General features: G+C 52.2%; 15 protein-coding genes, 2 tRNA genes and 1 rRNA gene. 12 read left to right on the top strand and 6 right to left on the bottom strand.

Features of this window, described 5'->3' with window-relative positions; translation table 11 throughout:
- Positions 1-88: 88 nt before the first annotated feature.
- The 3 genes from C2U53_RS07185 to arfA are packed head-to-tail and all read left to right on the top strand — an operon-like array spanning position 89 to position 1,167.
- Positions 89-457 carry a DUF1992 domain-containing protein gene (locus C2U53_RS07185; protein WP_090050942.1) on the top strand — a complete coding sequence of 123 codons (369 nt, stop codon included), beginning with the start codon at positions 89-91 and terminating at the stop codon, positions 455-457.
- Positions 458-467: 10 nt separating this feature from the next.
- Positions 468-893, top strand: coding sequence for a Zn(2+)-responsive transcriptional regulator (zntR, locus tag C2U53_RS07180; protein ID WP_044257546.1), 426 nt, complete (start codon positions 468-470; stop codon positions 891-893).
- Between the two features lie 55 nt (positions 894-948).
- Positions 949-1,167: an alternative ribosome-rescue factor ArfA gene (gene arfA, locus C2U53_RS07175; RefSeq protein WP_042998373.1), complete on the top strand. Its 219-nt coding sequence runs from the start codon at positions 949-951 to the stop codon at positions 1,165-1,167.
- On the opposite strand, the gene mscL is transcribed toward arfA, so the two are convergent.
- From mscL to def, 5 genes are all read right to left on the bottom strand, one after another.
- Positions 1,164-1,574, bottom strand: coding sequence for a large-conductance mechanosensitive channel protein MscL (gene mscL / locus C2U53_RS07170; RefSeq protein WP_042326268.1), 411 nt, complete (start codon positions 1,572-1,574; stop codon positions 1,164-1,166). The two genes, arfA and mscL, sit on opposite strands and share 4 nt — an antisense overlap.
- A gap of 141 nt (positions 1,575-1,715) precedes the next feature.
- Positions 1,716-3,092 carry a Trk system potassium transporter TrkA gene (gene trkA / locus C2U53_RS07165; protein ID WP_042998372.1) on the bottom strand — a complete coding sequence of 459 codons (1,377 nt, stop codon included), beginning with the start codon at positions 3,090-3,092 and terminating at the stop codon, positions 1,716-1,718.
- A gap of 21 nt (positions 3,093-3,113) precedes the next feature.
- Entirely contained in the window at positions 3,114-4,403 is a 1,290-nt protein-coding gene (gene rsmB, locus C2U53_RS07160) for a 16S rRNA (cytosine(967)-C(5))-methyltransferase RsmB (RefSeq protein WP_104446876.1), read from the bottom strand.
- 52 nt (positions 4,404-4,455) lie between these two features.
- Positions 4,456-5,403, bottom strand: coding sequence for a methionyl-tRNA formyltransferase (gene fmt / locus C2U53_RS07155; RefSeq protein ID WP_104445759.1), 948 nt, complete (start codon positions 5,401-5,403; stop codon positions 4,456-4,458).
- A gap of 14 nt (positions 5,404-5,417) precedes the next feature.
- Positions 5,418-5,927: a peptide deformylase gene (def, locus tag C2U53_RS07150; RefSeq protein WP_042326273.1), complete on the bottom strand. Its 510-nt coding sequence runs from the start codon at positions 5,925-5,927 to the stop codon at positions 5,418-5,420.
- A gap of 129 nt (positions 5,928-6,056) precedes the next feature.
- On the opposite strand from def, the gene dprA reads away from it, so the two are divergent.
- Genes dprA through C2U53_RS07120 form a run of 6 tightly spaced genes read left to right on the top strand, consistent with a single transcriptional unit; the run spans position 6,057 to position 9,849 of the window.
- A complete protein-coding gene (gene dprA / locus C2U53_RS07145; protein ID WP_042998370.1) occupies positions 6,057-7,181 on the top strand; it encodes a DNA-protecting protein DprA in 1,125 nt (374 codons plus the stop codon).
- A complete protein-coding gene (gene smg / locus C2U53_RS07140) occupies positions 7,153-7,626 on the top strand; it encodes a DUF494 family protein Smg (RefSeq protein ID WP_104445758.1) in 474 nt (157 codons plus the stop codon). The genes dprA and smg overlap by 29 nt, the downstream gene beginning before the upstream one ends.
- 26 nt (positions 7,627-7,652) lie before the next feature.
- The gene (locus C2U53_RS07135; RefSeq protein ID WP_042998369.1) at positions 7,653-8,207 is read left to right on the top strand and encodes a type I DNA topoisomerase; all 555 of its coding nucleotides are present in this window, start codon (positions 7,653-7,655) and stop codon (positions 8,205-8,207) included.
- Positions 8,200-8,772, top strand: coding sequence for an L-threonylcarbamoyladenylate synthase type 1 TsaC (tsaC, locus tag C2U53_RS07130; protein ID WP_042998368.1), 573 nt, complete (start codon positions 8,200-8,202; stop codon positions 8,770-8,772). The genes C2U53_RS07135 and tsaC overlap by 8 nt, the downstream gene beginning before the upstream one ends.
- Positions 8,773-8,776: 4 nt before the next feature.
- Complete coding sequence (gene aroE, locus C2U53_RS07125) at positions 8,777-9,595, top strand: shikimate dehydrogenase (protein WP_080343322.1); 819 nt, start codon at positions 8,777-8,779, stop codon at positions 9,593-9,595.
- The gene (locus C2U53_RS07120) at positions 9,592-9,849 is read left to right on the top strand and encodes a DUF1488 domain-containing protein (RefSeq protein WP_042998366.1); all 258 of its coding nucleotides are present in this window, start codon (positions 9,592-9,594) and stop codon (positions 9,847-9,849) included. Before aroE ends, C2U53_RS07120 begins: the two co-directional genes overlap by 4 nt.
- Here C2U53_RS07120 and C2U53_RS07115 read toward each other — a convergent pair.
- Positions 9,825-10,379, bottom strand: a complete 555-nt coding sequence (locus C2U53_RS07115; RefSeq protein WP_042998365.1) for a gamma carbonic anhydrase family protein — start codon at positions 10,377-10,379, stop codon at positions 9,825-9,827. The genes C2U53_RS07120 and C2U53_RS07115 overlap by 25 nt on opposite strands.
- 471 nt (positions 10,380-10,850) lie before the next feature.
- Here C2U53_RS07115 and C2U53_RS07110 point away from each other — a divergent pair.
- From C2U53_RS07110 to C2U53_RS07100, 3 genes are all read left to right on the top strand, one after another.
- Positions 10,851-12,392 (top strand): 16S ribosomal RNA (locus C2U53_RS07110).
- A gap of 69 nt (positions 12,393-12,461) precedes the next feature.
- Positions 12,462-12,538 (top strand) — tRNA-Ile (locus C2U53_RS07105).
- 110 nt (positions 12,539-12,648) lie between these two features.
- Positions 12,649-12,724, top strand: a tRNA-Ala gene (locus tag C2U53_RS07100).
- Positions 12,725-12,850 lie beyond the last annotated feature (126 nt).

Below are 12,850 nucleotides of genomic sequence, written 5' to 3'. Positions count from 1 at the left end.
AAACCCGCCTCGGCGGGTTTTTTTATATCCGCAGCACCCCCACTTATCTACAATATCTGTACTCTTTTTGTTCATACCTGGAGTCATTATGTGGTTACTGGACCAGTGGGCAGAGCGTCATATCATCGATGCACAAAGAAAAGGTGAGTTTGAAGATCTTCGCGGCGCTGGCCAACCGTTGGTGCTGGATGATGATTCACATGTGCCTGATGAGCTACGTGCCGGTTATCGCTTACTGAAGAACGCAGGCTGTCTCCCACCCGAACTGGAGCAGCGGAAAGAAGCCATCCAGTTGTTGGATCTGCTGCAAGGCCTGCGGCAGGATGATCCGCAGTATCAGGAAGTGAGTCGGCGTTTGTCACTGCTGGAACTGAAGCTGCGGCAGTCCGGTCTGAGCACGGAATTTTTACGCGGTGAGTATGCTGATAAGTTGCTGCATAAAATTAACGATAATTAATGGAGTGGACATGTATCGCATTGGTGAGTTAGCAAAGCTGGCGGAAGTGACCCCTGATACGATCCGCTACTATGAAAAGCAGCAGATGATGGAGCATGAGGTGCGCACAGAAGGGGGTTTCCGGTTATATACGGAAAAGGATCTTCAACGGCTTAAATTCATCCGCTATGCCCGACAGCTTGGCTTTACCCTTGAGTCGATCCGTGAATTGTTATCGATCCGTATCGATCCTGAACATCATACCTGTCAGGAATCCAAAGGGATCGTGCAGGACAGGCTGAAAGAAGTTGAAGCTCGTATTGCCGAACTGCAAAGCATGCAGCGTTCATTGCAGCGTTTGAACGATGCCTGCTGTGGCACTGCGCATAGCAGTGTGTACTGCTCAATTCTGGAAGCTCTTGAACAAGGAGCCAGTGGAGTGGCGTCGGGCTGTTGATTTATCAGACAGGTGGGACTACACTCCCGCCGTTAAACTACAAACTGGAGTTATTATGAGTCGTTATCAGCATACGAAAGGGCAGATAAAGGACAATGCCATTGAGGCATTATTACATGACCCGCTATTCAGACAGCGTGTTGAAAAGAATAAGAAAGGGAAAGGGAGTTATTTACGTAAAGGCAAACACGGTAACCGGGGTAACTGGGAGGCCAGTGGCAAGAAAGTGAATCACTTTTTTACCACTGGCCTTCTGCTTTCTGCGGTCTGTTAAGAACGATTATTCTGTTCTTTCAGCAGGTCGCGGATCTCAGTAAGCAAGACTTCTTCTTTCGTCGGTGCAGGTGCAGCCGCCGGCTCTTCTTTCTTACGATTGAGTTTGTTAATGAGCTTAATTGCCATGAAAATAGCAAAGGCGACAATCACAAAGTCGAAGATATTCTGAATAAACACGCCATAATGCATCACAACGGCCGGGATATCTCCCTGCGCATCACGCAATGTGACGGCAAACTGTTTAAAATCGATCCCACCAATTAACAAACCCAGCGGCGGCATAATGATATCGGCAACCAGTGACGATACAATTTTACCGAACGCCGCACCGATAATGACACCCACTGCCAAATCGACAACATTCCCGCGCATCGCGAATTCGCGAAACTCTTTAATAATGCTCATTATATTCTCCCTATGCAGCTGACGTTAATAAGTTTAACAAATGTTAAGGCATTTGCCATTTAAGTATTGAGATTAAGATTATGAATTAAGCCTTGATAAATCAGGGGATTAAAAAGGGTGCAAACAATGCACCCTTCAATGTTAAAGGAAGAAAGGACTTGGCTGGAATAAGCGTTCGACGTCGGTAATAAACTTTTTATCCGTCAGGAACATAATGACGTGATCGCCTTGTTCGATGCGTAAGTTGTCATTAGCAATCATCACATCGTTACCACGCACGACAGCACCAATAATCGTGCCTGGCGGCAGTTTGATTTCGTCGATGACTCGGCCGACAACGCGTGAGGTGCTTTCATCGCCGTGAGCGACAGCTTCAATCGCTTCTGCGACGCCACGGCGTAATGAAGAGACGCCAACAATGTCCGCTTTTCGCACATGGCTAAGGAGAGCCGAGATGGTTGCTTGCTGGGGAGAGATCGCGATATCGATCACGCTACCCTGAACAAGATCGACATAAGCGCGGCGTTGAATCAACACCATCACCTTTTTCGCCCCCATGCGCTTAGCCAACATCGCTGACATGATGTTAGCTTCATCGTCGTTGGTAACGGCAATAAACAGATCGACCTGATCGATATGCTCTTCGGCCAGCAATTCTTGATCAGAGGCGTCGCCAAAAAAGACGATCGTATTCTGAAGTTTTTCGGCCAGCTCGGCAGCGCGCTGTTGATCGCGTTCGATCAATTTCACGCTGTAATCTTTTTCCAGACGATGCGCCAGACCTGCCCCGATGTTACCGCCGCCAACCAGCATGATGCGTTTGTAAGGCTTTTCGAGGCGTTGCAGTTCGCTCATCACCGCACGAATGTGCTGGGAAGCGGCAATAAAGAAGACTTCGTCGCCCGCTTCGACAATGGTGGAGCCCTGTGGGCGGATCGGTCTGTCGTGACGGAAAATCGCCGCAACGCGGGTATCGATATGCGGCATATGCTCCCGCATCGTTGAGAGCGCATTCCCGATCAGTGGGCCACCGTAATAGGCTTTTACGACGGCAAGGCTCACTTTGCCTTCTGCGAAATTGACGACCTGTAATGCGCCTGGATATTCGATCAGGCGGTAAATGCTGTCGATGACCAGTTGTTCGGGCGCGATCAGGTGATCGATAGGTACGGCTTCTGAGTGGAACAGCTTGTCCGCATCACGGACATAATCGGGAGAGCGGATACGGGCGATTCGGTTCGGCGTATTAAACAGCGAATAAGCCACCTGGCAGGCAACCATGTTCGTTTCATCAGAACTGGTCACGGCAACCAGCATATCCGCATCATCCGCCCCGGCTTCACGCAGCACGCGTGGGTGCGAGCCGTGTCCCTGAACGACACGCAGATCGAACTTATCCTGCAGGCTGCGCAGGCGTTCACCGTTGGTATCCACTACGGTAATGTCGTTGTTCTCGCCGACCAGGTTCTCTGCCAGCGTTCCACCCACCTGTCCTGCGCCCAGAATGATTATTTTCATCAGTCGTGACCCGTTATCCCATCACTTTTTGATTAGCTTAGCGTAAAAGAAGCCATCACCGTCTTCTGCACCCGGCAGATTTTGAAGACCCGGCATTTCGGGTGTGCCTGTCTCGCTCAGCATGGCATCCGTCGTACGCTGTAAGAAGGCGTGAACCTGCTGACTGTTCTCTTCCGGCAAAACGGAACAGGTGGCATAGACCAGCGTGCCGCCGGATTTCAGATGCGGCCAGACGGCATCAAGAATTTCAGCCTGTAGCTTTGCCAGTTCGGTAATATCACGATCGCGGCGAAGCCATTTGATATCCGGGTGACGACGGATAACTCCGGTTGCAGAGCAGGGGGCATCTAACAGGATACGATCAAACTGCTGCTCGCCGCACCATTGTGCAGGGAAACGCCCATCACCCTGCTTAACCGTCGCTTTCATCCCAAGACGTTTCAGGTTGTCATAAACGCGGGAGAGTCGTTGTTCATCCACATCAACTGCCAGCACGTTTGCTTCGGGAGCCGCTTCGAGGATGTGGGTGGTTTTACCGCCTGGTGCTGCACACAGATCTAAAATGTGTTCGCCGTTTTGCGGAGCAAGGAAGGCCACGCACCCCTGAGCAGAGGCGTCCTGAACGGTGACCCATCCTTCATCGAACCCAGGAAGCGTATGGACCGGTGCTGCTGTTTCCAGACGGATGGCATCGGGATAGTCGGGATGAGTGAAACCTTTCATCCCGGCGTTTTCGAGCAATGCCAGCCAGCTGTCGCGCGTATGGTGTATGCGATTCACACGTAGCCACATCGGGGGGCGCTGATTGTTGGCATCAATAATCGCTTCCCATTGGGTGGGGTACGCCTTTTGCAGGCGTTTAAGTAGCCAGCCAGGGTGCAGAAAACGCGCGTCGCTGCTGGCGAATTCCGCGAGCAGTACTTTTTGTTGACGCTGGAACTGACGCAGAACACCGTTTATTAGCCCCTTAAGCTGCGGGCGCTTTATCGCTACGGCACCTTCGACCGTTTCCGCCAGCGCTGCATGTGGAGGAATTCGGGTATGCAGTAATTGATAGAATCCCACCATGATCAGGTAATGCACGGTGCGCTGTTTTCCCGTCATTGGGCGGGACATCAGTTTGTTGATCAACCAGTCGAGTTGCGACAGCGTACGCAGAACCCCAAAACAGAGTTCCTGTAGCAGCGCTTTGTCTTTATCGGAGACTTTTTGTTGTAGCGGCGGCAGGACATTGCTCAGTGAATGCCCTTGCTCGACGACCTGTTCAACGGCCTGCGCCGCCATACTGCGTAAGTTAAGTTTCTTATTCATAACCGCAAAAATAAAAAGGCCCGGTAACACCGGGCGTTATCAGAAGTGACCGTCAGACCAGACGGTTGCCAGGAATGAACCATTCCCGACGTGAATTCAGAAGATCCTGGGCGCTCATCGCTTTTTTTCCGGCGGGTTGCAATGAGAGCAGGTTCAGGACTCCGTTGCCGGTCGCGACCTGAATGCCTTGTTTCGTGGCGTCAAGGATGGTTCCCGGTTCTGCCAGCGTCGGCGTCTCTATCACGGATGCCTGCCAGACTTTTACCGGCTGGCCATCAATTTCCAGCCAGCTCATTGGCCAGGGATTGAATGCGCGAATGCAACGTTCCAGTTGTGTCGCAGAAAGCGACCAGTCGATGCGCGCTTCTTCTTTACTGAGCTTTTCTGCGTGAGTGACTAGCGATTCATCTTGCACTTGCGGATTTGCACGACCCTCAGCTAACTGCTTCAGCGTTTCAATCAGCCCTTGCGGGCCAAGATCCGCCAGCTTGTCGTACAGCGTTCCGCTGGTATCTTCAGCGGTGATGGGGCAGGCGAGCTTATAGAGCATATCGCCCGTATCGAGACCCACGTCCATCTGCATAATGGTGACGCCCGTTTCTGTATCGCCCGCCCAGAGTGAACGTTGAATCGGTGCCGCACCACGCCAGCGGGGCAGCAGGGAGCCGTGGACGTTAATGCAGCCGAGACGCGGCATATCCAGCACGGCTTTCGGCAGAATCAGACCATACGCGACGACGACCATAACATCTGCGTTCAGATCAGAAACCAGGTGCTGGTTTTCCTGCGGGCGCAAGGAAACGGGTTGGAAAACCGGTATGCCTTTTTCCTCTGCCAGCACTTTTACCGGGCTCGGCATCAGTTTTTTTCCCCGACCTGCCGGGCGATCGGGCTGGGTAAATACCCCGACGACGTGATGTTCAGAAGACAACAGCGCGTCAAGATGACGCGCTGCAAAGTCAGGTGTACCCGCAAAAATAATACGTAGTGAGTCTGACACGGTGATTCTTGTCCTTAAGCTCGTGCGTTCAGGCGGTCGAGTTTCTCAACTTTCTGACGAATACGTTGCTGCTTCAGCGGTGACAAATAATCGATAAACAGTTTACCGACCAGGTGATCCATCTCGTGCTGAATACAGATAGCCAGCAGGCCGTCGGCTTCCAGTTCAAACGGTTTACCCTCGCGATCGAGCGCGCGAACTTTCACTTTCTCAGCACGCGGCACTAAAGCACGCTGTTCCGGAATAGACAGACAACCTTCTTCAATACCGGTCTCGCCTTCTTTTTCCAGCAGTTCCGGGTTAATTAACACCAGGCGTTCGTCACGATTTTCCGACACGTCAATGACGATAATCCGCTGATGAATATCAACCTGCGTTGCTGCGAGGCCAATACCTTCTTCCGCGTACATCGTCTCAAACATATCATCGACGATACGCTGAATTTCTGCATTCACTTCTTCTACCGGCTTTGCGACTTTGCGAAGGCGCTCGTCCGGAATATGTAACACTTGCAAAACTGACATAGTTATCCAGAGTTGTGTTCAGGAGTTGGAAAGATTATTACCTCTATTCTAGACAAATCCCCCTCTGATTGACAGCATCAGTGACCAATCGCAAAGATTGCTAAGACTGCTTGTGGCAGGGGGATAAGGATGACCCGTACCGAAATTTGGCTACGTTTAATGGCTGTGAATGAGTTGTTCGGCGATGAGATGGTGCGCGTCGCTCACGGACTGATATCACAGCCGGCTATTGATATCGCCGCATTGCGGCGTGCCGGCCTTTCCCCTTCCCAGGCAACGCGCTTTTTGACCTTTCCGGAAAAAGAACTGGAAAGAACCCTTCGCTGGCTTGAGTTGCCGCACCATCACTTATTACTGGCAGACAGTGAAGATTATCCTGCACAGCTTCGCGCCATTGAAGATTATCCCGGTGCGGTTTTTGTCGTTGGCTCCCCGCGATGTCTCCATGATTTTCAACTCGCCGTCGTGGGAAGCCGAACGCCGTCCTGGTATGGCGAACGATGGGGGCAGATGTTTTGTGAGAAACTGGCCAGTTGGGATATCACCATTACCAGCGGTCTGGCGCGAGGTATTGATGGCATCGCCCATCGGGCGGCGATCCAGGCAAAGGGGAAAAGCATTGCCGTATTAGGCAACGGCCTGCAATCCGTCTATCCCCGCCGACATGCCGGGATGGCCGATGCGTTGCTGGAAACGGGAGGCGCGCTGGTGTCCGAATTTCCGTTAATGATGGCCCCTTTACCGCGCAACTTTCCCCGCCGGAACCGTATCATTAGCGGTCTGAGTAAAGGGGTTCTGGTGGTTGAGGCGGCATTACGCAGTGGCTCGTTGGTCACCGCGCGCTGTGCGTTAGAGCAAGGACGAGAGGTGTTCGCTATCCCTGGCCCCCTCGGCAGCCCCGGAAGCGAAGGGCCACACTGGCTGGTGAAGCAGGGTGCCACCCTTGTGACGGCCCCAGAGGAAATCATGGAAAATTTGCAGTACGGCTTGCATTGGCTGCCAGATGAGCCTGAAAAATCACTTTATTCATCAGATCAGGAAGGCGCAGCATTGCCATTTCCCGAGCTCCTGGCTAACGTAGGAGATGAGGTAACACCTGTTGACGTCGTCGCTGAACGTGCCGGCCAACCTGTGCCAGAGGTAGTGGCTCAGCTACTCGAACTGGAGTTAGCAGGATGGATCGCAGTTGTACCCGGCGGCTATGTCCGATTGAGGAGGGCATGCCATGTTCGACGTACTAATGTATTTGTTTGAGACATATATCCACAATGAAGCTGAATTACGTGTGGATCAGGACAAACTTGAACGGGATCTTACCGACGCTGGTTTTGATCGTGAAGACATCTACAACGCGCTCCTGTGGCTGGAAAAGCTTGCTGACTACCAGGAAGGTCTTGCCGAGCCGATGCAGCTCGCCTCCGATCCTCTCTCTGTGCGTATTTATATCCCAGAAGAGTGTGACCGACTGGATGCCAGTTGCCGGGGATTCCTGTTATTCCTTGAGCAGATTCAGGTGCTAAACCTCGAAACGCGAGAAATGGTGATTGAACGTGTGCTCGCGCTGGATACCGCAGAATTCGACCTGGAAGACCTGAAGTGGGTCATCCTGATGGTTTTGTTCAATATTCCAGGTTGTGAAAATGCATATCAGCAAATGGAAGAATTACTCTTTGAAGTGAATGAAGGTATGCTGCATTAATCAACCTTAATTCAGCATGAGTTGTTATGGCTAAATCAGCACTGTTTTCGGTGCGTAAAAATGAGCCCTGTCCGCAGTGCGGGGCTGAACTGGTGATTCGCTCCGGGAAACACGGTCCGTTTCTTGGTTGCTCGCACTATCCGGAATGTGACTATATCCGTCCGTTGAAATCCTCAGCGGACGGACATATCGTCAAAGTTCTGGAGGGGAAACATTGCCCTGACTGCGGCGGCGAACTGGTGTTGCGCCAGGGGCGTTTTGGTATGTTTATCGGCTGCAGCAACTATCCAGAATGTGAGCATACTGAGCTCATTGATAAACCCGATGAAACCGCTATTACCTGCCCTCAATGCCAGACGGGCCATCTGGTCCAGCGGCGTTCCCGTTATGGCAAAACTTTCCACTCCTGCGATCGCTATCCGGAGTGCCAGTTTGTCATTAACTTCAAACCGATAGCCGGAGAGTGTCCTGAGTGCCACTATCCGCTACTCATCGAAAAGAAAACCGCGCAGGGTGTGAAGCACTTTTGCGCCAGTAAACAATGTGGAAAGCCGGTTTCGGCGGAACAAACAAGTGAATAATAACCTGCCAACAGACCCTATCGCTGACGCAATAGAGGTACTGAATAAAGAGAATGTCATCGCCTATCCAACAGAAGCCGTCTTTGGCGTCGGGTGCGATCCCGATAGCGAAGTGGCCGTAAATCGTCTGTTGGCCTTGAAACAGCGTCCGATGGATAAAGGGTTAATTTTGATCGCCGCCAGTTTTGAGCAGCTCAAGCCGTATATTGACGACAGTATGTTGACCGATGCCCAGCGTGATGCCGTGTTTGCTCGTTGGCCTGGTCCGGTGACCTTTGTTTTCCCTGCGCCAGCGACGACGCCTCGTTGGTTGACGGGACGCTTTGATTCATTGGCGGTGCGCGTGACGGATCATCCGCTGGTGGTCGCCTTGTGCCAGGCTTATGGCAAACCGTTGGTTTCAACCAGCGCCAACCTGAGTGGATTACCCCCTTGCCGTACGGTTGAGGAAGTTCGCACACAGTTTGGTACAGACTTCCCGGTGGTGTCAGGAGAAACCGGAGGTCGATTGAATCCTTCGGAAATCCGTGATGCCCTGACGGGCGAGTTGTTTCGACAGGGGTAAGATGATGGAAACCTATGCTGTTTTTGGTAATCCAATCGCGCACAGCAAATCGCCGTTTATTCATCAGCAATTTGCGCAGCAGCTGCAGATTGCGCATCCGTATGGCCGTGTGCTGGCGCCTGTTAATGATTTCATCAACACACTGAACGCGTTCTTTGCCGACGGCGGTAAAGGAGTGAACGTCACAGTGCCATTTAAAGAAGAAGCATTTGCCCGCGCCGATGAACTCACCGAGCGTGCAGCCCTGGCCGGTGCGGTGAATACGATCAAGCGGCTCGAAGATGGTCGGTTGCTGGGTGACAACACCGACGGCATCGGTCTGCTAAGTGACCTCGAACGTCTGTCATTTATCCAGCCGGGGCAACGTATCCTGCTGATTGGCGCGGGTGGCGCTTCGCGTGGTGTATTGTTACCGCTGCTTTCTCTGGATTGTGGGGTGACGATTGTTAACCGGACGGCATCCCGTGCGGAAGAACTGGCACAGGTTTTTGCACATACAGGTAGCGTGCAGGCGCTGGGTATGGATGAGCTGGAAGGACATGAGTTTGATCTGATCATTAATGCCACCTCCAGCGGCATCAGCGGTGAGATCCCGGCGATCCCGGCATCGCTCATTCGTTCGTCCGTATGTTGTTATGACATGTTCTACCAAAAGGGCAATACGCCGTTTCTCTCCTGGTGTGAACGCCAGGGCGCGAAACGTTATGCCGATGGCCTGGGGATGCTGGTGGGACAAGCAGCTCATGCCGTTCTGCTCTGGCACGGCGTGTTGCCGGAAATTGAGCCAGTGATTGCGCGTCTCAAGCAGGAGTTATCCGCATGAATCAGGCCATCCAGTTTCCAGACCGGGAAGAGTGGGACGCGCAGAAAAAAGCGGTTTGCTTTCCCGCGCTGGTTAATGGCATGCAGTTAATGTGCGCTATTAAGGGAGAAACGCTGGCGAATCGCTTTGGTGGTGAAACGACGGAACAATGGTTAGCTCACTTTTGCGAACATCGCTGGGATCTGGAAGAAGAAGCGGAAGCACTGATCCAGTCCCAGCAAGAAGACGATCATGGCTGGGTTTGGTTACCCTGAGCGAGATACTCGTCTTTCCATTTCACATAATTTCTGGCGGAGTATTGTAGACCCGCTTTCTCCTCCTCTGTTAGCGGCCGGATCTGTTTGACCGGGCTCCCCAAATAGAGATAGCCGCTCTCCAGGCGTTTGTTTTGCGGTACCAGGCTTCCCGCCCCAATCATTACGTCGTCTTCAATCACCGCGCCATCCAGCAGAATCGATCCCATACCGACCAGGACCCGGTTGCCAATGATGCAGCCGTGCAACATCACTTTATGCCCGACCGTCACATCTTCTCCTACAATGAGCGGGTTGCCATCCGGGTTGGAGGCGGATTTGTGCGTGACATGCAACACGCTGCCATCCTGAATATTCGTACGCGCCCCGATCGCAACGTAATTTACATCGCCACGGATCGCAACAAGCGGCCAGATCCCCACATCGTCCGCCAGGCGAACGTCACCAATGATCACACTGCTGCTGTCGAGCATCACCCGTTGGCCAATCTGTGGAAAAAGATCCTTATAAGGACGTAATACGTCAGACATGTTTACCTCAAGGAAAGAGAACAGTAATGATGACTTTGGTTGCATTTCTGGCCTTGCGCAAGTGCTTTAGCTATCAAAAATTCGCCAAATTGCGCATGAATGGAGCGAAAGGGATGAAAAAGCAGCGAACGGAAAAAAAGATCTAAAAAAGGCTTGTGCAAAAAAATGGGATCCCTATAATGCGCCTCCGTTGAGACGACAAAGTGGAACGCTTCACAAGATGGTCGTCACAGCGAAGAGAAAAATCCTGAAAATCAGGGTTGACTCTGAAAGAGGAAAGCGTAATATACGCCACCTCGCGACAGAGCGCTAAAGCGCGTCGCAACTGCTCTTTAACAATTTATCAGACAATCTGTGTGGGCACTCAGAGTGACATGGATTCTTAACGTCGCAAGACAAAAAATGAATACCAAGTCTCAAAGAGTGAACACGTAATTCATTACGACGTTTAATTCTAGGAGCATCAAACTTAAATTGAAGAGTTTGATCATGGCTCAGATTGAACGCTGGCGGCAGGCCTAACACATGCAAGTCGAACGGTAACAGGAAGCAGCTTGCTGCTTTGCTGACGAGTGGCGGACGGGTGAGTAATGTCTGGGAAACTGCCCGATGGAGGGGGATAACTACTGGAAACGGTAGCTAATACCGCATAATGTCGCAAGACCAAAGAGGGGGACCTTCGGGCCTCTTGCCATCGGATGTGCCCAGATGGGATTAGCTTGTTGGTGAGGTAACGGCTCACCAAGGCGACGATCCCTAGCTGGTCTGAGAGGATGACCAGCCACACTGGAACTGAGACACGGTCCAGACTCCTACGGGAGGCAGCAGTGGGGAATATTGCACAATGGGCGCAAGCCTGATGCAGCCATGCCGCGTGTATGAAGAAGGCCTTCGGGTTGTAAAGTACTTTCAGCGGGGAGGAAGGGGTTAAGGTTAATAACCTTAGCCATTGACGTTACCCGCAGAAGAAGCACCGGCTAACTCCGTGCCAGCAGCCGCGGTAATACGGAGGGTGCAAGCGTTAATCGGAATTACTGGGCGTAAAGCGCACGCAGGCGGTCTGTCAAGTCGGATGTGAAATCCCCGGGCTCAACCTGGGAACTGCATTCGAAACTGGCAGGCTTGAGTCTCGTAGAGGGGGGTAGAATTCCAGGTGTAGCGGTGAAATGCGTAGAGATCTGGAGGAATACCGGTGGCGAAGGCGGCCCCCTGGACGAAGACTGACGCTCAGGTGCGAAAGCGTGGGGAGCAAACAGGATTAGATACCCTGGTAGTCCACGCCGTAAACGATGTCTATTTGGAGGTTGTGCCCTTGAGGCGTGGCTTCCGGAGCTAACGCGTTAAATAGACCGCCTGGGGAGTACGGCCGCAAGGTTAAAACTCAAATGAATTGACGGGGGCCCGCACAAGCGGTGGAGCATGTGGTTTAATTCGATGCAACGCGAAGAACCTTACCTGGTCTTGACATCCACAGAACTTTCCAGAGATGGATAGGTGCCTTCGGGAACTGTGAGACAGGTGCTGCATGGCTGTCGTCAGCTCGTGTTGTGAAATGTTGGGTTAAGTCCCGCAACGAGCGCAACCCTTATCCTTTGTTGCCAGCGGTCCGGCCGGGAACTCAAAGGAGACTGCCAGTGATAAACTGGAGGAAGGTGGGGATGACGTCAAGTCATCATGGCCCTTACGACCAGGGCTACACACGTGCTACAATGGCATATACAAAGAGAAGCGACCTCGCGAGAGCAAGCGGACCTCATAAAGTATGTCGTAGTCCGGATTGGAGTCTGCAACTCGACTCCATGAAGTCGGAATCGCTAGTAATCGTGGATCAGAATGCCACGGTGAATACGTTCCCGGGCCTTGTACACACCGCCCGTCACACCATGGGAGTGGGTTGCAAAAGAAGTAGGTAGCTTAACCTTCGGGAGGGCGCTTACCACTTTGTGATTCATGACTGGGGTGAAGTCGTAACAAGGTAACCGTAGGGGAACCTGCGGTTGGATCACCTCCTTACCTTAAAGAACCTGCCTTTGTAGTGCCCACACAGATTGTCTGATGAAAAACGAGCAGTAAAACCTCTACAGGCTTGTAGCTCAGGTGGTTAGAGCGCACCCCTGATAAGGGTGAGGTCGGTGGTTCAAGTCCACTCAGGCCTACCAAATTCGCTCCCGTGCTTTGTTGTGGCAAAGCTCACATACTTTACGTATGCTTCGCTTCACCACGCCGCGCCCGGAAACGAATTGGGGATGAGGTTTTAACTACACTGTATGGGGCTATAGCTCAGCTGGGAGAGCGCCTGCTTTGCACGCAGGAGGTCTGCGGTTCGATCCCGCATAGCTCCACCATACTGTAGAACGTAATCAAGAAAACTTCAGAGTGTACCTGAAAGGGTGCGCTGCGAAGTTTTGCTCTTTAAAAATCTGGATCAAGCTGAAAATTGAAACGACACACATGTTATGTGTGTTCGAGTC

This window comes from Citrobacter sp. CFNIH10 (genome assembly GCF_002934585.1).
Classification (GTDB): Bacteria; Pseudomonadota; Gammaproteobacteria; order Enterobacterales; family Enterobacteriaceae; genus Citrobacter_A; species Citrobacter_A amalonaticus.
Note: the sequence above shows the minus strand (reverse complement) of the source record. Positions and strands in the feature narration are given on the sequence as shown.